The sequence below is a fragment of the Actinoalloteichus caeruleus DSM 43889 genome (assembly GCF_000429185.2).
Lineage (GTDB): Bacteria > Actinomycetota > Actinomycetes > Mycobacteriales > Pseudonocardiaceae > Actinoalloteichus_B > Actinoalloteichus_B caeruleus.
The window spans coordinates 3,675,382-3,694,111 of the sequence record NZ_AUBJ02000001.1 but is presented as its reverse complement, the minus strand read 5'-3'; the positions used below and the strand labels follow the sequence as shown (position 1 = coordinate 3,694,111).

General features: G+C 73.3%; 14 protein-coding genes. 4 read left to right on the top strand and 10 right to left on the bottom strand.

What is annotated here, in order from left to right:
* Positions 1 to 77 precede the first annotated feature (77 nt).
* The 3 genes from G443_RS14365 to G443_RS14355 form a co-directional block, all read right to left on the bottom strand.
* Positions 78 to 1,226 (bottom strand): S1 family peptidase, encoded by a 1,149-nt coding sequence (locus G443_RS14365; RefSeq protein ID WP_026417552.1) that lies wholly within the window; start codon positions 1,224 to 1,226, stop codon positions 78 to 80.
* A 1,234-nt stretch (positions 1,227 to 2,460) separates the two neighbouring features.
* The gene (locus G443_RS14360; protein WP_026417551.1) at positions 2,461 to 3,582 is read right to left on the bottom strand and encodes a hypothetical protein; all 1,122 of its coding nucleotides are present in this window, start codon (positions 3,580 to 3,582) and stop codon (positions 2,461 to 2,463) included.
* 74 nt (positions 3,583 to 3,656) lie between these two features.
* Positions 3,657 to 4,499, bottom strand: coding sequence for a GntR family transcriptional regulator (locus G443_RS14355; protein WP_081715245.1), 843 nt, complete (start codon positions 4,497 to 4,499; stop codon positions 3,657 to 3,659).
* A 341-nt stretch (positions 4,500 to 4,840) separates the two neighbouring features.
* Between G443_RS14355 and G443_RS14350 the strand changes: the two genes are divergently transcribed.
* The gene (locus tag G443_RS14350; protein ID WP_035274192.1) at positions 4,841 to 5,899 is read left to right on the top strand and encodes an SIS domain-containing protein; all 1,059 of its coding nucleotides are present in this window, start codon (positions 4,841 to 4,843) and stop codon (positions 5,897 to 5,899) included.
* A 113-nt stretch (positions 5,900 to 6,012) separates the two neighbouring features.
* On the opposite strand, the gene G443_RS14345 is transcribed toward G443_RS14350, so the two are convergent.
* The 7 genes from G443_RS14345 to moeA all read right to left on the bottom strand — a co-directional run bounded on the left by G443_RS14345 (position 6,013) and on the right by moeA (position 14,665).
* On the bottom strand, positions 6,013 to 6,405 hold the full coding sequence (locus tag G443_RS14345) for a hypothetical protein (RefSeq protein ID WP_026417549.1): 393 nt from the start codon (positions 6,403 to 6,405) through the stop codon (positions 6,013 to 6,015).
* 131 nt (positions 6,406 to 6,536) lie between these two features.
* Positions 6,537 to 7,682 (bottom strand): quinone-dependent dihydroorotate dehydrogenase, encoded by a 1,146-nt coding sequence (locus G443_RS14340; RefSeq protein WP_051313387.1) that lies wholly within the window; start codon positions 7,680 to 7,682, stop codon positions 6,537 to 6,539.
* Positions 7,683 to 7,812: 130 nt separating this feature from the next.
* Positions 7,813 to 10,581, bottom strand: coding sequence for an AAA family ATPase (locus tag G443_RS14335; RefSeq protein ID WP_245588683.1), 2,769 nt, complete (start codon positions 10,579 to 10,581; stop codon positions 7,813 to 7,815).
* Positions 10,582 to 10,664: 83 nt separating this feature from the next.
* Positions 10,665 to 11,576 (bottom strand): CDP-diacylglycerol--serine O-phosphatidyltransferase, encoded by a 912-nt coding sequence (gene pssA, locus G443_RS14330; protein WP_026417548.1) that lies wholly within the window; start codon positions 11,574 to 11,576, stop codon positions 10,665 to 10,667.
* Between the two features lie 4 nt (positions 11,577 to 11,580).
* Entirely contained in the window at positions 11,581 to 12,405 is an 825-nt protein-coding gene (locus G443_RS14325; RefSeq protein ID WP_103055799.1) for a phosphatidylserine decarboxylase, read from the bottom strand.
* A 669-nt stretch (positions 12,406 to 13,074) separates the two neighbouring features.
* Positions 13,075 to 13,344, bottom strand: coding sequence for a GlsB/YeaQ/YmgE family stress response membrane protein (locus G443_RS14320; protein WP_026417546.1), 270 nt, complete (start codon positions 13,342 to 13,344; stop codon positions 13,075 to 13,077).
* A 58-nt stretch (positions 13,345 to 13,402) separates the two neighbouring features.
* Entirely contained in the window at positions 13,403 to 14,665 is a 1,263-nt protein-coding gene (moeA, locus tag G443_RS14315) for a molybdopterin molybdotransferase MoeA (protein WP_026417545.1), read from the bottom strand.
* A gap of 144 nt (positions 14,666 to 14,809) precedes the next feature.
* Here moeA and G443_RS14310 point away from each other — a divergent pair, with 144 nt between their 5' ends.
* The 3 genes from G443_RS14310 to groL all read left to right on the top strand — a co-directional run bounded on the left by G443_RS14310 (position 14,810) and on the right by groL (position 18,640).
* On the top strand, positions 14,810 to 15,454 hold the full coding sequence (locus G443_RS14310) for an AIM24 family protein (protein WP_026417544.1): 645 nt from the start codon (positions 14,810 to 14,812) through the stop codon (positions 15,452 to 15,454).
* A 97-nt stretch (positions 15,455 to 15,551) separates the two neighbouring features.
* Positions 15,552 to 16,685, top strand: a complete 1,134-nt coding sequence (locus tag G443_RS14305) for a serine/threonine-protein kinase (RefSeq protein WP_030105163.1) — start codon at positions 15,552 to 15,554, stop codon at positions 16,683 to 16,685.
* A gap of 335 nt (positions 16,686 to 17,020) precedes the next feature.
* Complete coding sequence (gene groL / locus G443_RS14300; RefSeq protein WP_026417543.1) at positions 17,021 to 18,640, top strand: chaperonin GroEL; 1,620 nt, start codon at positions 17,021 to 17,023, stop codon at positions 18,638 to 18,640.
* The last annotated feature ends 90 nt before the right edge of the window (positions 18,641 to 18,730 follow it).

The window sequence follows — 18,730 nt, the reverse complement described above, 5'->3', positions numbered from 1 at the left end:
CTCCCCCGATCGGAGGAGGCCGCCCGTTGACGAACCGAACAGTTTTTGTCAGAAACCCGCGACTGGGCCGCTCGGGATCAGGAGGTGGTCAGGCTCAGCCCGAACTCGGAGAGGATCGGGTTCAGCGGCTGGAAGAAGGTGGTGCCCCCCAGGGTGCAGTTGCCGGAGCCGCCGGAGGTGACGCCCTGGGCCTGGCTACCGCTCAGCCAGGAACCACCGGAGTCGCCGGGTTCGGCGCAGGCGCTGGTCTGGGTCATCTCGTGGACGGCGCCCTCCTGGTAGTTGACGGTGACGCCCTTGGCCTCGATGGTGCCGCAGTGCCAGCCGGTGGTGGAGCCGGAACGGCAGACCGAGGCGCCGATCGCGGCCTCGGAGGAACCGCTGACGGCGACGGTGCCGCCGTCGTAGTCGTTGACCGCCGCGGTCGGCGTCCAGCTGGAGTTGGTCTCCACCCAGCCCATGTCACTGCCCGGGAAGATCGAGCCGGCGACGGTGCCCTGCGACTGCTGGTTCACCCCGGAGGTGCTGGTGCCGACGGTGCCGCAGTGGCCGGCGGTGACGAACCCGCCGTCCACTGAGAACCCGACGGAACAGCGCGAGGCGCCCGGGTAGTAGGCGTCACCGCCGACGATGTCGGCGAAGGGGACCGGCGTGGAGTTGGCCTCCTCGACGACCCGGACGGTGCCGTCGCTGGCCGCCCGGTCGAGGAAGGCGTCCACCTCGGCGTCCCGCAGCTCCGGGTCCACGGTGACGACGACGGAGTTGGTCTCGACGTCGACCGCCCAGCTGCTCACCCCGGCGGGGGCGCCCTGGCTGGACGCGGTCTGGTCGATGGCCGACTTCACCGACTCCAGCTCGACGAGGGTGTGCTCCACCACGCGAGGCACCGCACCGGCGGCCCGCACCGCGCTCGCCTCCGCCTCGTCGGTGACGGCCACGACGAGCGCGCCCCGCTCGGCGTCGAAGACGGCGCCGGCGAAGACGCCGTCCAACGTGCGGGTCAGGGTCTCCTCCGCGGTCGCCGCGGCCGCTTCCTGGGCCAGGCGGAGTTCGGCTTCGGCGGCGTCGAGGCCGAGGTCCCGCTGCATGGCGAGCAGGACCTCCTGGTCGGCGCTGACCGGGGCCGGGGCCTCCTGGTCGGCGGTGGCGGGGAGGGTGAGGCCAACGGTCGTTCCGGCGGCCAGCACGACCGCTCCGGTAACGCGCGCCGCGATTCTCCGATTCACTAGATGTCTCCTTGTTCACGAGTGCAGGGACACCCCGCGGGCGGTTTCTTGGCAGGGGCCCGCCCGCGGGTCTCAACTCGTAGCGGACCGGGGTCGTGGGAACCCCGGTCGAGGGGATCAGCGGTCTCATCGACTCGCGCCTGGCGGAGGACGACTGTCCGGACGCCGCGCCGCTGTGTGCTCGGTCGCCCTTCCCTGTCGATTCCACTTCAGACCATTACGGATGATTACCATCCGGTAGCTAGACGTTATTAAGCCGTTACTGCTGTCCGGAAGCCATCATTCGGAGTCAAAGAAACGGCTGGACGGCGGATAGACGCGCCGTTTTCGTAACCCATGGTGTTGATCTAGTGCACACAGTGGTGAACGTGTGTGTGGTCAAGTTGGTGAGTTACCGGCATCGCTTACCGCGCGGACGGGAAGTGACCTACCAATCACGCGCATGTTCCCGCGCCTTCTCCGTGGCGATATCGGGCGAATCCCCGGAAGGCCCCACGGGGGCGCTACTGGTGGTGGATGACCGAGAACGTGGCGGAGGGATGACGGCGGCCGTCCTGAGCGGGACGCGTACCGGGCGGCCGAACCGTGCCATGTGGACCTGGCCTGGCGGACGAGGACGGCGAGAACGCGTGGTGCGCCGCCGGCTGGGGCCCGATGCGACCGTGGCCGCGCTGCTCGACGCCGGGTGGGGCTCCGGACGGGGGGAGCAAGGGGAGTGGACCCTCGGCCGATCTTCTCGGCGGCATCCCAGGGGCGGGTGGAGGCGGTCGCCTCGGCCCGCCGTCGACGCGGACCCCGACCCCCGATGTGGACGGGAACGGGAACGGCGCGCTGCTCGCCGCAGTGGAGCGCTGCTCGCCGCCGTGGAGCGCGGCTCCCCGGCCGTGGTGCGGCTGTCGCTCCAACGCGGTGCTCGGGCCGATGAGCGGCCCGGGCGGAACAGGACTCCGGCGGAGGCCGCCGCGGCCTGGCTGACCCGGGCGGTGGCGCGCGCCGCGCGACCAGGCGCGTGCCACGGGTGCCGCACTGGAGGCGCTGGTCAGGGAGGAGGAACCGGTGGACGCCGGCACCGCCGGCACCACCCCGCACCGGCTGCGGGTACCCGGGGCCGGGCCGTCCTGGAACGGCAGGACGGCCACCGGCGGTTCGCCGACGAGCTGGCGGGTCGCTGGACTCGCCACCGGGGCCCGTGGGGGAAGGAACGGTCCACCCGGGAAATCGGCTCGTGCGGGACTCAGGTGGCCGGGACCCGGTCCGGGATCTCCAGCCGCGCTCCCGGCGCCGGCTCCTGGTCGTCCTCCTGTTCCCCCGCCCCTTCCGGCTCGTCCTCGGCCGGTGCCTCCGTGGTCGTGGGCGGCGGCTCGGTCTCGGACGGCTCGTTCCCGGCCGGTTCCCGCCCGGGTTCCTCGCCGGACGTGGTGGGAACCTCGGGTGCACCAGTGGTCCCGGTCCCGGCGGGAGGGGCCGGGTTCGGCGGGTCGACGACGTCCGCCCCGCCCGCTGGCGGGTCCTGCTCGGCCGGCGGGGGCACGTCGTCCCGGCGGAAGAGGGGTTCACCGCCGAGGATGCCGCTGATCGACGTTCCGGTCGAACCGCCGGAGAGGGATTCGCCCCGTACGAGCTCGACGCCGACGATGGCCGCCATCGCGAGGAGGAAGGACAGCACCCCGCCAGCCACGATCATCCGGGTGGGACGTCGCCGACGAGGGGGCTTCTCCCCTGGTCCGTCGGTCGGCAGGCGGTTCGTCCCGGCCGATGTCGGCAGGAGGGCCGTGCTGTCCGCGTCCCGGTGCCCGCCGACGCCCTGCCCGAGGAGCTCCGTGTCGGGCGGCCGAGCGCTCGCCTCGCCTCGGATCGGCGTGTCGGGCGGGCCGGCGTCGCGCGGCGGAGGGCCCGCCAGCCGGGCGGTCGGTGCCCCGGGGCTCGGGTGCGGCACGGTCAGCCGCGTGGTCGGTTCGGTCGCCGAGCGGGGACCGACCGGGTGGGACGGGCTGGCGACCGGGCCTGTCCGCCCGTCGCCGACGGCTCGGCCGGCGGTGCGTTGCCGGCGTCGACCGAGCGGGGCCCTGGCGGCGGTCGCCCGAACGGTCTCGGCGGTCCGTTCGAGGTAGCGCTGGTAGACCGCGCCACCGACCGTCGACACCACGCTGGCGACGGCTGCTCCGGCCACGGTGCCAGCCACCCCGAGCTGGGAGCCCAGCACCGCCGAGGTCACCGCGGCCAGCGCGCCGGCCGTGATCTGGGCACCGGACAGCCCGAACGCGCCCCGCCGCTCCGCCGGTTCCCCGTCCTCAGCCGGGGAGCCGCCCTGGCGCGCCAGTCGGGTCGTGAGCTCCTGGTCGTGCTGCTCGCGCATGGGTCCCCTCGTGGTCGCGCTCCGTTTCCGGCCCCACCCGGGCCTCGGGATGACAACGAGGAAGACGTGCCGATTTATCCCCCGGTTGGCGGATGGTGATATCGCCCACTTGGGCTAACTGGGGTGTCGTCCCGGTTCCCGGGCGCGAGTCCGCCAGCCCCGTCGGGCGGGTTGATGGTCGTGACGAACTTGTACCTGTCCCCCCGGTAGAGGGAGCGCACCCACTCGACGGGGTGGCCTTCGGCGTCGAAGGAGTGCCGGCAGAGCAACAGCATCGGGAGGCCCACGTCCGCCCCGAGTAACTCGGCCTCCTCGGGCGCCGCGAGGGCGGTCTCGATCGTCTCCGTGGCGTGGCCGAAGCGGACGTCGAACCGGTTCCGCAGCACCTGGTAGAGCGAGTCGCCCTCGCTCAGGCAGCGGCGCAGGCCCCGGAAACGGCCCAGGGGGAGATGGGTGGTCTCGATGGCCATCGGTTCGCCGTCGGCGAGCCGCAGGCGTTTCAGCCGGAGCAGCTTGGCGCCCGGCCGGACGTCCAACAGCCTGGCCAGCTCCGTCTCCGCCGGGTGTTCCTCGGCCGCGAGCAGCCGGGACTGCGGTCGCATGCCCTGGGCGAGCATGTCCTCGGTGTAGGAGGAGAGCTGCAAGCGCTGGGCCACCTTCGGCTCCGCCGCGAAGGTCCCCTTGCCCTGGATCCGGAGGAGACGCCCCTCGACCGTGAGATCGGCGAGCGCCTGGCGGACCGTCGTCCTGGACAGGCCGAACTCGGTCGCGAGCGATCTCTCGGTGGGGATGGGCGTTCCGGCGGGCATCGACCGGAGCAGCTCGAGCAGGTGCCGTTTGAGCCCCCAGTACTTGGGCTCCCGGGTGTGCCCGGTCCGGCTCCCGCTTTCCCCGCACGGCGGTGTGGCGTCGAGCATGGCCTCCTCCTCGGTGACGTCCGGCCTGCCTGTGCTCTCCAGGATGCCGAGCCGTTCCCTCGGTTCCCACGTTGTCACAGGGTGACTCCGATCTTCCTCCGTCCGCGCGATCCCCGGCACGGGGCCGTCGAAGGCGGCCCGACCAGGCCGAGGAGGGGTCCCGCCGCCTCCCGCTCCGGTGGCCGGTGCCGGGCACTCGCCCGGTCGGCGGCGGTGGACGGCGGGCCCCGGTGGGTAGTGTTGGTCTGGACCACTGCGGGCGTCGGACCGGTGTGCCCGAACCCGGTTGGCGACGGCCGCCCTGAGTGGCCGGGGCGGCTGACCCGGCGGAACGAGGCGGTATGAAGGCGGAAGCGGCGTCGGCCACCACGGCCGGTTCCCTGATGGCGGACGAGATCGCGGCGCAGCCGGCGGTCTTCCGAACGCTCCTGGCGGCCGGACCGGAGATCCGGGCCCTCGCCGGGGACATCACCCGGCGACGTCCCCGGTTCGTGCTGTTCGCCGCGAGGGGGTCCAGCGACCACGCGGCCCTCTACGGCAAGTACCTCGTGGAGACGCTGCTCGGTCTGCCCGCCGGCCTCGTCTCGCCCTCGACCACCACCCTCTACGGAGCTCGGCAGGACCTGCGCGACGTCCTGCTGGTCACCGTCAGCCAGAGCGGTGGTTCCCCGGACCTCGTCGAGGTCGCCGCGACCGCGCGCGACCAGGGCGCGTTGACCGTCGCGGTGACCAACACGGAAGGGTCGGACCTGGTGTCGGTCACCGACGCGGCCCTGTCCGTCCGGGCGGGCGCGGAACGGGCGGTTGCCGCCACCAAGACCTACACCGCGACCCTGCTGGCCCTGTACCTGCTCGTCGACGCCCTGCGAGGCGGTCACGGCGAACGGGCGGAGCCGCTGGGGGACCTGGCGGACGAGGCGTTGGCTGGGGCCGCCGCGCCGGTCGTGGACCTCGCCTCGCGACTGCGCTTCGCGGACCGGCTGCTCACCGTCGGTCGCGGCTACTCCTCGGCGACGGCGGGTGAGGCGGCGCTCAAACTCGCCGAGACCAGTTACCTGCTGACCCGCGCCTACAGCGCCGCCGACCTGTTACACGGACCGGTCGCCGCCGTCGACGCCGACACCGCGCTCCTCGCCGTCACCAGCGTCGGCCCGGGCGGCACGTCGACCCTGGAGACCCTGGAGGCGGTGCGGGAACGAGGCCCCTTCGTCGCCGCGATCGGATCCGCCTCGGCGTCCGCCGCACCCGACGTGGGGGTGGCCCTGCCGGCTACTCCCGAGGAGGTCGCCCCGGTGCTGGAGGTGCTCCCGGCGCAGCTGCTCGCCCTGGAACTCGCCAGGGCCCGGGGAGTCGACCCGGACCGGCCCCGGGGGCTGAACAAGGTGACCAGGACGCGCTGACCACTCCGGCGCGGACGGCCGGGGACGGCTGGGGCACGTCGAGCTGGCGACGCCGCCGGGGGGTGGTCGTGCGCGGGTGCGGCCTCCTCGGGGAATCGCGCGGCCCGAGGAACTCAGGCGGGGACCGCTCCCACGTCGTCACCGTCGGGGGTGCGCTGGCGCAGCTGCCACGCGAGTGGCACCGGTAGCGCGCTGACCAGCCCGGCCAGCACCACCAACGCCACCGACAGGCCGTGGTCGAGAACGGCGACCCCGTTGCCGAAGACGAGGGTCACCGTTCCGAGCAGGCCGAAGACGATCCCCACCGGGGCGGCCGACCGGACCCAGTGGAACAACGCGATGGTCACCAGCACGGCGACCGTCGTCACCCCGAGCACCGACCTGTCCAGCGCGAGCTGGAGCCACACCGAGCCCACGGCGACGGCGCCCGAGGTCACCGCCAGCGCGAAGGCCAGGATCTGGCGCTGGGCTCGGTTGCTGCCGGGGTTGGCCGGGGTGCCTGGCATCGCCACTCCTCGTCGGAACCGGAAACCGTCCAGGTGATCCTATTCACCCCACCCCGGGCGGGCGGCCCCTCGGGTGCGGGGGCGGTGGATCGCCCTCGCCGACGCGCCGCCGCCCACCTCGCCACCGAGGATCATCCGGGGGACGAACCGTCCCGCCGCCGGTCGTCCCGGTCGGGGGAGGTGGTCGGAGCGTCCAGCCCCACCGCCTCCGCGACCGTCCGCAGCCCGGCCTGGCGCACCCGCCGGGCCAGGTCACGGTGCACGGCCCTGGGCCAGAACGGCCCACCGTAGATGAATCCGGTGTACGCCTGGACCAGGGTGGCGCCGGCGCGGATCCGGGTCCAGACGTCCTCCGCGGACTCGACACCGCCCACCGAGACCAGCAGGACCCGGTCGCCGACCCTGGCCCGCAACCGCCGCAGGACGGCCAGCGACCGCTCCCGCAACGGGGCTCCGGACAGCCCGCCGGCGCCGACGGCGGCCACCTCGGCGTCCCCGCTGCGCAGGCCAGCGCGCCCAGTGGTGGTGTTGGTGGCGATCACCCCGTCCAGGCCGAGCTCCAACGCCAGGTCGGCCACCGCGTCGACATCCTCGTCGGCCAGGTCGGGCGCGATCTTCACGAGGAGCGGCACGCGGTGGGCGACCGCCTCGTCGAGGGCGGCCCGCACCTCGGTGAGCAGCGGCCGCAGCAGCTCCACCGCCTGGAGGTTCCGCAGGCCGGGAGTGTTCGGGGAGCTGACGTTGACCACCACGTAGTCGGCGTGCCGGGCGAGCAGCTCGGCGCCGCGCCGGTAATCGGCGACCGCCTCGGCCTCCGGCACCACCTTCGTCTTGCCGATGTTCACCCCGAGGCCCACCCGCCCCGACCGGGGCCGGGTGGTCAGCGCCCTCGCGGTGGCGGCGGCTCCGTGGTTGTTGAAGCCCATCCGGTTGACGATGGCCCGGTCCTCGACCAGTCGGAACAACCGCGGCTGCTGGTTTCCGGGCTGCGGCTGCCCGGTGATGGTGCCGATCTCGACGAACCCGAAGCCGAGCGCCCCCAACGCGTCGGCTCCGGTGCCCTCCTTGTCGAAGCCGGCGGCGAGGCCCAGCGGGCTGGGGAGGTCCATCCCCAGCGCCCGGACGCGCAGCTCCGGATCGCGCGGCACGAGCCATCCGCGGAGCAGACCGCGCACGCCGGGAACGGCGCAGATGGCCCGGAGCAGCCCGAAGCTCACCCGGTGGGCGGTCTCGGCCGGGACGCGGCGCAGGACCAGCGAGAACAGCAGTCGGTACATGGTCTCCCCGAGAGTGGTCGATCCCGCGCGCGCCGCCGCTTCCGCCGGCCCGCCGGGCACGCCAACGGCCGACGCGCCGGCGTCTGCCGACAACCTACGCGGTGGTCGCGCACCCCTGGGACCGGGTTCGTCACCGCTGGGAGGCGGCGTAGGCCTCCAGTTCCGCGAGCTGCGCGGGGTCCAGTGAGGGGCGCACCGACTCCCGGGCGGCGGCCAGGTGGTCGGCGGTGACCTCGGTGGCCTCCAGGTTCTCCCGCATCGCGGTCAACGCGGCCTCCCGCACCAGGGCGGCGCAGTCGGCGGCCGAGTACCCGTCGAGGTCGGCGGCGAGCGCGTCGAGGTCGACCTGGTCGGCCAAGGGCGTGTTCCGGCTGGCCGACCGCAGGATCGCGGCGCGGGCCTCACCGTCCGGCGGCGGGACGTAGACCAGGCGCTCGAGGCGACCCGGCCGCAGCAGGGCGGGGTCGATCAGCTCGGGCCGGTTCGTCGCCGCGAGGATGACCACGTCCCGCATCGGCTCGACACCGTCCAACTCCGTGAGCAGGGCGGCGACCACCCGGTCGGCCACCCCGCTGTCGCTCGACCCGCCCCGGCGGGGGGCGAGGGCGTCGACCTCGTCGAGGAAGACGAGGGTGGGCGCGGCCTCCGCCGCCCTGGCGAAGAGTTCGCGCACCGCCCGCTCCGACTCGCCCACCCACTTGTCCAGCAGCTCGGCGCCCTTGACGGACATCACGTTGAGCTGCCCGGTGCCGGCGAGCGCGCGGACGAGGAAGGTCTTCCCGCAGCCGGGTGGGCCGTAGAGCAGGACGCCGCGCGGCGGGCGGACCCCGAGCCGGGCGAAGGAGTCCGGGTAGCGCAGCGGCCACAGCACCGCCTCGGTGAGGGCCTGCTTCGTCTCGGCCATGTCCCCGACGTCGTCCAGCGTGAGCCCGCCGGTCTGGAGCGTGTCGGAGGAGGACATGGAGATCGGCCGGACCGAGGAGAGCGCGTCCAGCAGGTCCCCCTGCCGGATGCTGGGCCAGCCGGGCCCGGCCTCCTCCGAGGTGGCGGTCTCGGGGCTCGCGGGTACCGGCTCCTCGGTGGTCGCCTGGTCGGCAGGTGCGGCCGGAACCTCGACGGTGTCATCCCGGCTGGGTGGTACCGCGAAGCGGGTCGTCTCGCCGCCATCCTGGTCGGGGGGCACGGGAAGGCGCGTGGTCCCGCCGCCACCGCCCGGCGCCGGCAGGGCCAGGGTCTCCCCGTGGGGTGACACGTCCACGACCTCCGCGTCGGTGATCGCGTCGGCCACCTCGCTCGCCAGGTCACCGCCTTCGGCGGTCCGAGCGGTACGGGTCTCGCCAACCGGGTCGGCGAGCAGCTCGCCGTCCACGACCTCCTCCACCGGCGCCTCCGCCTGGGGGGCCACCGGTGCCGTCGCGGTGTCCGTGGCCGCCCCCTCTCGCTCCGGCGGCTGCCGCAGCGCCGCGCGGACCGCCGCCTCCCGGCGCAACGCGAGCAGGTCGGCGGTGACGAACCCGGGAGTGCGCTCGGCGATCACCCCGAGGTCGACGTCGTCGGACAGCGGAACGCTGCGCAGCAGCATCCGCAGCACCTCGGTGCGGGTTCGGGTGTCCGGCGGGACCAGGACGAGTTCACGGTCCAGCAGCTCCGGATCACGCAGCCGGGGGTCCACCCCCTCCGGCTGGGCCGTGGTGCCCACGATGGCGAGCCTGCCGTGGTGGCTGCTGGAGCGCAGCGCGTCCAGGACCACGGTGGTCAGCGGAGGAGGGTTCGCGCCGGGGACCAGGGCCTCGATGTCGGTGACGAGCAGGACGCAGTTCCGGCCGGCTGCGGCGTGCGCGGAGGCGGCCGCGACGGCGTCGTGCACCCGCTGCGACGCGGTGCCCGCCTCCAGGGCCGCCACGCTGGGCGCGGACACCTCGACCAGCTCCGCGTCGACCGCACGGGTCACCGCGCGCACCAGGGTCGCCTTGCCCACTCCCGCCGGCCCGGCCACCAGCACGCCGAGCCGGGAGTTCGCTCCCAGGCGTTCGAGCAGCTCGGGACGTTCGAAGGTGAGCCGGAGCCACTCGGTGAGCCGCGCGGCGGCGTCCTCGGAGCCGACCAGGTCGCTGACGCTCGGTGCCTCGGGGCGGACCGGAGCGGTGGTCGCCCCGGTCGTGCCGGTGGCCGTTCGGGCGGCGTCCGAGGCCCGGGGAACCGTGCCCCCGGGGGAGGAGGCACCGGTGGTCGGGGTGCCACCCGCCGGGGTCGCCGCCGGGGTGGGACCGGGGGACTGCGCGAACCTGCCCGAGGGGCGGGAGCCGGCGGAGTAGTCCCTCCCGGTCGAGTCCCGCAGCGGGGCCGCGTCCCGCCAGGAGAGCTGGGTGGACGGTTGGACGGCCACCGGACCGTCCGGCTCGGTGGCCGTGACGGTGAGCAGTTCGTTGGTCCAGGTGATGCCGATCGCGTTGGACAGCTTCCGACGGGCGGTGCTGAGGTCCACCCCGGAGGGCGGGGCGACGTCCTGCGGGAGGAGGGAGACCGTGTCGCCCACGCTGAGCACCTTGCCCGTCAACGCCAGCCGGAGCGTCTCCGGTGGGAGGGAGGCGGCGGCCATACGGGACCCGGCGACCGTGACGGATCGGGCCGCGCTGACCTCGACGGGCGCGACGACGACCTCCGCTCCCTCGGCCAGGCCCAGGTTCGACAGGGTCAGGTCGTCCACGAGGATGACGCCGGGCGCCGCTCCCCGCCCGGTCGCGACCGCGGCCAGGGCCGAGGTCACGCGACTCCCGGTGAGTCGGACGGCGTCCCACGCCGTGAGGCCGAGCGCGTCGAAGACCTCGGGATGGAGCCGGACGACACCCCTCCGGGTGTCCAGCGCGGACGGGGAGAGCCGAGCGGTCAGCGCGATCACCCGACCAGATTACGTGCCGGCGCGGCGCCGGACCGTACCCACCACGGAACCCGGGGGATCCGAGGGGCCCGGGGGTCGGGTGTTCAGGAACGTCGGCGGAGCCCGAGTCGACGCCAGGACCGGCGGGCGCCCACCGGTCCGGACCCGCCGCTCTCCGCCCGGACGGCGTCACCGGCCACCCTGGGGCGCAGTCGAGGACGCCGCAACCGCAGCCTGCTGGTGCTCCGCCGGATGGCGCGCCGTTCCCCGGCCGGTACGTCCCACGCTTCCGGGTGCCTGCTGAGCCAGCGGTACCGGCGAACGGCGAAGGGCACGTGCGCGAGGTAGAGCACGATGAAGGTCGCCAGGACCAGCAGGGGGTAGGTGATCACGGCCGCCGCGAGCAGCCCCACCAACATCAACAGCGGTGCGATCGCCTTGGCCGGCACCTTCAGCGTCTTGAACGACAGGGTCGGGACCCGGCTGATCAGCAGTCCGCCGATCGCGATCACCCACAGCGCCACCACCAGCTGGGACGACCACCAGCCCTCGCCGGACTTGAGGGAGATGACCAGGGGGAAGAGCGCCGTCAGCGCGCCGGCGGGCGCGGGAACCCCGACGAAGAACTCCTTGCCGAACGGCGGGCTCTTCGTGTCCTCCATCAGCACGTTGAACCGGGCGAGCCGGAGCACCGCGCACACGGCGAAGAGGAGGCAGACGACCCATCCCCATTGGCTGCCGTGCAGCGACCAGATGAAGACCACCAGGGCGGGAGCGACGCCGAAGGAGACGGCGTCGGCCAACGAGTCGAGCTCGGCCCCCATCCTGCTGGTGGCGTCCAACAGGCGGGCGAGGCGGCCGTCCAGTCCGTCCAGCAGCGCGGCGGTCGCGACGGCGGCGACGGCCGCGGCGAAGCGCCCGTCGAGCGCGAACATCACCGATGAGAGCCCGGCGCACAGCGCCAGCACGGTCACCGCGTTGGGCACCAGTCCGATGCCGGGCGCTACCCGTGCCATGCGCTCAGCCCCCCGCTGCGGCCGAGGAGGGCTCCGGGAGTTCCGCGATGACGGTTTCGGCGCCGACGGTGCGCTGTCCCGGCTCCACGAGCACGCGGCTTCCCGCCGGCAGGTAGAGGTCCACCCGCGAACCGAACCGGATCAGGCCGTAGGTGTCGCCCGCCGCGACCCGCTGGTCGGCGGCCACCTCGCACACGATGCGCCTGGCCACCATGCCCGCGATCTGGACCGCGACGACGCGGTGGCCGTCCTCGGTCTCCAGCACCAGGGAGTTCCGCTCGTTGTCGTCGCTGGCCTTGTCGAGGTCGGCGGAGAGGAACTTGCCGGGGCGGTACGCGACCTGGCGCACCACTCCCGACACCGGGGTCCGCTGCACGTGCACGTCGAAGACGGAGAGGAACACGCTGACCCTCGTCAGCGGGGTGGCTGGCAGGCCGAGTTCGACGGGCGGGACCGCCGTGTCCACCTGGGAGACGGTGCCGTCCGCGGCGGACACCACGAGCCCGGGCCGGCTGGGGGTGACCCTGCGGGGTTCCCGGAAGAACCAGGCGCACCAGGCGGTGAGGACGAGACCGAGGCCCCCCAGCGGGCGGGAGAACCGCCTGAGCACCAGGGCGAGCCCGGCGGCGGCGGCGACGAAGGGGCGTCCGGCCGGGTGCATCGGCGGGACCACGGACCGGGCGAGGTGGAGGAAGTGCGCCAGCGTGCCGGGACGCTCCTCGGCCGACGGCTCGGGCCGCTCCGTCGCTGGGGGCACCACCGGGAGGCGGGTGGTGTCCTCGCTGTGGTTCTCACGGCCCCGCGGGGGTCGCGGTGTGTCGGTGCTCATGTCGGCAGTCCGTAAGCGTCGAAGGGTGTCCCCGTGCATCGCACCCGATCGGGTGGCACGGAGGCGCGGCACACGGTACGCGCCCACCGCGAGCGTAACCAGGGGGTGGCGGAGCGAGAGGAGTGGATCAGCGCCGCACCCGACGGGCTGGTCACCGGGGCCCTCCCGGAGCTGGCGCGTCCCGGGCCGCCGAGCTGGCGAGCCCCGGGCCGGTCCCGGGCGCGAACACCAGAGGGCGAACCGTGCGCCCCCCGACGGCACACGGTCCACCCTGTCCTGGGGACCACGACGAGACAACGACTCAACTCGAGCGGTCGGGGTGGGAGTGTCGGAATCCCACCGGCAGGCCCTGGCTCCCGGGTGGAGACGGGCCGGGACGTCGTCCAGTGGCCCGGACGGTCCGACCCGGCCGCCACCGCCGCGGCGGGGCGACGCGGGTTCCTGGCGACACCACCACCGTGTCCTGGCCGCCGAACGGCGTGACCTGCGTGCGCGACCAGCGTACTCAGCCAGGACACGGGGGATCAATAGCGTCCGGTAATGAGTTGATCACGAATCGTGAGTCATCGTCGTTACCTCGTGCGGCGTCGGAGGAAGCCGTCCTTGTCGACCACTTGGGCGTCGACGAGTTGACGCCGACGACCGGGACCGGTGCCTCGTCCGGGGCCGTCAGCGCCGGGAGCGGGTCCCCAGCAGCCGGAGGACCACCAGCAGCAGGACGGCTCCCACCGCCGCGACACCCATGCTGGGGAGGTCGAAGGCGAAGGCCCGGTCCTCCCCGGTGACCAACCGCCAGACGAGGCCGCCCAGGGCCGCGCCGACGACGCCGACCAGGATGCTCACCAGGCAACCCTGGCGTTCCCGTTCCCGGCCCCCGACCACCAGGTTGGCGGCCCAGCCGACGATGGCTCCGAACACGATCCATGACAACAGGCCCATCCGACCAACCCTAGCCCCGGCGGAGGGGGGGCGACCTCGCCTCGCCGCGGGTACCCCGTCAGTTCTCGCCGGGTCCACCACCGGTGCGGCTCGGCCCCCCGAGCAGGAGCACCTCCACTGGGGTGTCCGGCTCCACCACCGTCACCTCCGGCGCGATCTCCACGAGGCAGTTGGACTCGGCCAGGGCGGACAGCAGGTGCGATCCGGCGGCTCCCACCACCCGGACGGCTCCGGTCTCCAGGTGGTAGCTGCCGCGGCGGTACTGCCGCTTGCCCGAGGGGGAGGACAGGGCGGCGCCCTCGAGCACCGCTCGGGACCGGGGCCGGTCGGTCACGTCGAACCCGGCCGCCCGTCGGAGGGCCGGCCGCACGAAGACCTCGAACGACACCAGCGCCGAGACCGGGTTCCCCGGCAACGCCACCACGGGGACGCCCCGGTAGCGACCACTGCCCTGCGGCATGCCCGGTTGCATCGCGACCTTGGTGAAGGTGACCCCCTCACCGGCGAGCGCGTCCTTGACGACCTCGTAGGCTCCCGCGCTGACCCCGCCGGTGGTGAGCAGGAGGTCGGCATCGGCCAGGTGCGGCCGCACCGCCTCGTGGAGGGCGCCCACGTCGTCGGGTACGAACCGGACCGCCGTGGCGTGGCCACCGGCCTCCCGGACGGCGGTGACGAGCATGACGGCGTTCGACTCGTAGATCTGCCCGAGGCCGAGCGGCTCGCCGGGCTCGACGAGTTCGGAGCCGGTCGAGAGGACCACGACGCGGGGACGACGGCGCACCGGGAGCTCCGCGAAGCCCAGCGCGGAGGCCAGGCCGAGCTGGGCCGGCCCCAGCTCGCTCCCCCGGCGCAGCACCGTGGTGCCGGCCGGGACGTCCTCCCCCGCCCGCCGGACGTGGCGGCCTTCCTCGGGCGCGAGACCGATCGCGACCTCGCGGGTCCCGCCGTCGGTGTGTTCGACCGGGACGACGCAGTCCGCGCCCAGCGGGAGCGGGGCCCCGGTCATGATCCGTTGGGCGCTGCCCACTGCCAACGGCAGCACCTCCGGCGCGCCGGCCGGCAGGTCGGCGGTCACCGGCAGTCGCACGGGGCGGTCCGGTGAGGCTCCCGCGACGTCGACGGACCGGACGGCGTAGCCGTCCATGGCGGAGTTCCGGAAGGGGGGCAGCGGGATGGAGGCGACCAGGTCCCGCGCCATCGCGAGTCCCGCGCACTCCTCCAGCGGGGACCTGGTGACCTCGGTGGGTCTCAGCAGGCTCGCGACGTGCTCCTGGTGTTCCTCGACTGGTACCAGCGGAGGTGTCCTGTTGTCCTGGGCCACCCGATCATGGTGCCCTGCGTGGCGGTGGGACCGGCCCCGCGACTCGCCCGGGCTCACGCGGGCCACAGAATCGTCCGCGCCCGGGGCGCGCGGCCACCCGAGGCCGGTTCCGACGCGGTGGGTACGAGGGACGGAGGACTACCAGTGCAGGTCGTGACACGTCACACCCCGGGGTACGGGGTGGCGCGGCTGGTGCTCGGCGGTGGTGAGCAGGCCCTGGCGGAGGTGGGAACCATGATGGCGACCAGCTTCGGCGTGGCCGTGGAGTCGCGCCGGGTCGCCACCGGTCGGGGCCCGGGACGGGGGTTGCGCGGTGGCGGCACCCAGGCCACCGGTTTCACCGCTCCGCCCCCCGGTGGGTGGGTGGACGTGGCGCCCAACCAGGCCGGGGACCTCTACATCGTGGAACTGGACGGGCGTTCCGGGTGGTGCGTTCGGGCCCGGTCCTGGCTCGCCGTCGCCGGCACGGTGGTCTTCGACCGGGACTGGCCTGGCCTGCGCTCCCTGCTCGGCTCGGACGAGGGGTTCCTCACGCACGCCGGCGGGCACGGCCCGCTCGTCCTGTCCTGCCACGGCAGCCTGGACGTGGTGAACCTCAAGGCGGGGGAGGTGATCACGCTCAACGCGGGGCACGTGCTCGGGTACCGGGACGACACCAGGGTGCGGCTCCGCGCGCTCGACCAACTGGGGGAGCAGTCGGTGCGGACCGGCGCGGGGCTGCTCCTCGACGTCGTGGGGCCGGCCCGCGTGCTCACCCAGACGCGGGTTGCCCGTACCGTGAGGACCTGAGGAGCAGGTGGTTCCCGTCGTCTCTTTCCGCGCCCGGTGGCCGCGGGATCGGTGAAGCGCCTGTGAACGGGTATCACCGAGCGTTAGGCTGCGAGTCGTGTCGGAGGACCTCACCGGAAGCCGATTGGGGCACTACCGGATCAACGGTGTGCTCGGCCGAGGTGGCATGAGCGTCATGTACCGCGCCACGGACGAGCGCCTCGGCCGCAAGGTGGCGCTCAAGGTGATCGCGGAGCACCTGTCCGGGGACGCGGAGTTCCGCGAACGCTTCGTCGACGAGGCGCGGAACACCTCGGCGATCGACCACCCCAACGTCGTGCCGCTGTACGACTTCGGTGAGGTGGACGGCCTCCTCTTCATCGCGATGCGGCTGGTCGACGGGGCCGACATGGCGACGCTCATCAAGGACGGTCCGCTGGCACCGCAGCGAGCGCTCGCCCTGCTCGGGCAGGTCGCCGAGGCGCTGGACATGCTGCACGACCGGGGTCTGGTGCACCTGGACATCAAGCCGGCGAACGTGCTCGTCACCAGCAAGGAGTCCAGTGAGGAGCACGTCTACCTCGCCGACTTCGGGCTCACCCGGCGCGGCGCGACCGGCCACCGCACCCAGGGCGGGGACTTCCTCGGATCGCCGACCTACGCCGCCCCCGAGCACCTGCGCGGGGAACCGGTCGACCCGAGGACGGACGCCTACTCGTTGGCGTGCGTGCTCTTCGCCTGCCTGACCGGGCGCCCGCCGTACCGGGGGCAGGTCCCGCAGGTGATCGAGGGTCACCTGGGTCGCGAGGTTCCCGCCGTCAGCTCGGTCGTCGCCCTCCCGCCGGCCATCGACGAGGTCCTGCGCCGGGGGATGGCCAAGGTCCCCGGACAGCGGTACGCGAACTGCCGGGAACTCGTGGCCGCCGCGAGGACGGCGCTGGCGGGCGTCGCCCAGCCCGACCACCCCGCTCCGCCGGTGGGCCGCGAGACCGTGCCAGGACCGGGCACGCCGGCCGCTGGCTGGGCGCGCCCTGGGGTGCCGACGGGGCCGCCGTCCAGCCCCACCGGTCTGCCCCGTCAGAGCCCCGCTGGTCTCGCCGAGCCCATGCGCTTGCGGCCGCCCTCGCCGGCGCAGTCCGCGTCGTCGTTCGCCTCCAGCGGTGGGGGTGGCAACCGTTGGGTGTTGCCGCTGATGGCCTTGGCGGCGTTGGTCGCGGTCGTCGTGCTGGTCGTCGTCATCGTCAACTCCTGACACCCTCCAGCCCCCGAGGGCGCCGGCACGAGAAATCCCGAGGGTTCCCGCCGGCCTCGTTCCGGGTCGTGCCTGGTCACGGCGGGGGTGTCCTCGCGGGCGTGTGGCGCGCCCTCTCGTTGTCGCTTGCACTCATCGCCGCAGAGTGCTAAACACGGAACTGGCACTCGCTACTGGTGAGTGCCAAGGCCGGGACGGTGAGGCTGGCAAGGGGCCCCGCATGGAGGGGCAGACCGGTCAGTCGTCCGTCGCGGGCACCGAGCCTGGCCCATTACGTGTCCTGCTGTGGGTACCCACGTTCCCGCAGCGCCCAATCGCCGGAGGACAACACCGCAATGGCCAAGTTGATTGCGTTCGACGAGGACGCGCGCCGCGGTCTCGAGCGTGGTATGAACACCCTCGCCGATGCTGTCAAGGTGACGCTCGGCCCGAAGGGTCGCAACGTCGTCCTGGAGAAGAAGTGGGGCGCCCCCACGATCACGAACGACGGTGTCTCGATCGCCAAGGAGATCGAGCTCGAGGACCCGTGGGAGAAGATCGGCGCCGAGCTCGTCAAAGAGGTAGCCAAGAAGACGGACGACGTCGCGGGTGACGGCACCACGACCGCGACCGTGCTGGCTCAGGCCCTGGTGCGCGAGGGTCTGCGCAACGTTGCCGCCGGCGCGAGCCCGCTGAGCCTGAAGCGCGGCATCGAGAAGGCCGTCGACGCCGTGGCCGAGCAGCTCCTGAAGGCCGCCAAGGAGGTCGAGACCAAGGAGCAGATCGCCGCCACCGCCGGCATCTCCGCCGCCGACTCCAGCATCGGTGAGCTGATCGCCGAGGCCCTCGACAAGGTGGGCAAGGAAGGCGTCATCACCGTCGAGGAGAGCAACGCCTTCGGCCTCGAGCTGGAGCTCACCGAGGGCATGCGCTTCGACAAGGGCTACATCTCGGGTTACTTCGTGACCGACACCGACCGCCAGGAGGCGGTCCTGGAGGACCCGTACATCCTCCTGTTCGGTTCGAAGATCTCCAACGTCAAGGACCTGCTCCCGCTGCTGGAGAAGGTCATGCAGGCCGGCAAGCCGCTGCTGATCATCTGTGAGGACGTCGAGGGCGAGGCGCTGGCCACCCTGGTCGTCAACAAGATCCGCGGCACCTTCAAGTCGGTCGCGGTCAAGGCCCCCGGCTTCGGCGACCGCCGCAAGGCGATCCTCCAGGACATCGCCATCCTCACCGGTGGCCAGGTCATCAGCGAGGACGTGGGCCTCAAGCTGGAGAACGCCGACCTGTCCCTGCTCGGCCAGGCCCGCAAGGTCGTCGTCACCAAGGACGAGACGACCATCGTCGAGGGCTCCGGTGACACCGAGCAGATCGCCGGTCGCGTCAGCCAGATCCGCAGCGAGATCGACCGCAGCGACTCCGACTACGACCGGGAGAAGCTGCAGGAGCGGCTGGCCAAGCTCGCCGGCGGCGTCGCGGTCATCAAGGTCGGCGCGGCCACCGAGGTCGAGCTGAAGGAGCGCAAGCACCGCATCGAGGACGCGGTGCGCAACGCCAAGGCCGCCGTGGAGGAGGGCATCGTCGCCGGTGGTGGCGTGGCCCTGCTGCAGGCCGCCGAGGCCGCCTTCGCGGACCTGGTGCTGGACGCCGACGAGGCCACCGGCGCCAACATCGTCAAGGTCGCCGTCGAGGCCCCCCTCAAGCAGATCGCGGTGAACGCCGGTCTCGAGGGCGGCGTCGTGGTCGAGAAGGTCAAGGGCCTGAAGGCCGGCGAGGGTCTGGACGCCGCCAGCGGCTCCTACAAGGACCTCGTCGAGGCCGGTATCACCGACCCGGTGAAGGTGACCCGTTCCGCGCTGCAGAACGCCGCCTCCATCGCCGGTCTGTTCCTGACCACGGAGGCCGTCGTGGCCGACAAGCCGGAGAAGGAGAAGGCCCCGGCCGCTCCCGACGCCGGCGGGATGGACTTCTGAGCCGTTCCACGACCGCTGGTCGACAAGGGGCCGGTCCGCGTCTCGCGGGCCGGCCCCTTCGCCGTGTTCCGGGACCGGGGGAGGCGGTGA

Coding starts and splice junctions, on each gene's coding strand:
- G443_RS14360 (WP_026417551.1), bottom strand. CDS start 3,582: ATGCGCGAGCAGCACGACCAGGAGCTCACGACCCGACTGGCGCGCCAG.
- G443_RS14355 (WP_081715245.1), bottom strand. CDS start 4,499: ATGCTCGACGCCACACCGCCGTGCGGGGAAAGCGGGAGCCGGACCGGG.
- G443_RS14350 (WP_035274192.1), top strand. CDS start 4,841: ATGAAGGCGGAAGCGGCGTCGGCCACCACGGCCGGTTCCCTGATGGCG.
- G443_RS14345 (WP_026417549.1), bottom strand. CDS start 6,405: ATGCCAGGCACCCCGGCCAACCCCGGCAGCAACCGAGCCCAGCGCCAG.
- G443_RS14340 (WP_051313387.1), bottom strand. CDS start 7,682: ATGTACCGACTGCTGTTCTCGCTGGTCCTGCGCCGCGTCCCGGCCGAG.
- pssA (WP_026417548.1), bottom strand. CDS start 11,576: ATGGCACGGGTAGCGCCCGGCATCGGACTGGTGCCCAACGCGGTGACC.
- G443_RS14325 (WP_103055799.1), bottom strand. CDS start 12,405: ATGAGCACCGACACACCGCGACCCCCGCGGGGCCGTGAGAACCACAGC.
- G443_RS14320 (WP_026417546.1), bottom strand. CDS start 13,344: ATGGGCCTGTTGTCATGGATCGTGTTCGGAGCCATCGTCGGCTGGGCC.
- groL (WP_026417543.1), top strand. CDS start 17,021: ATGGCCAAGTTGATTGCGTTCGACGAGGACGCGCGCCGCGGTCTCGAG.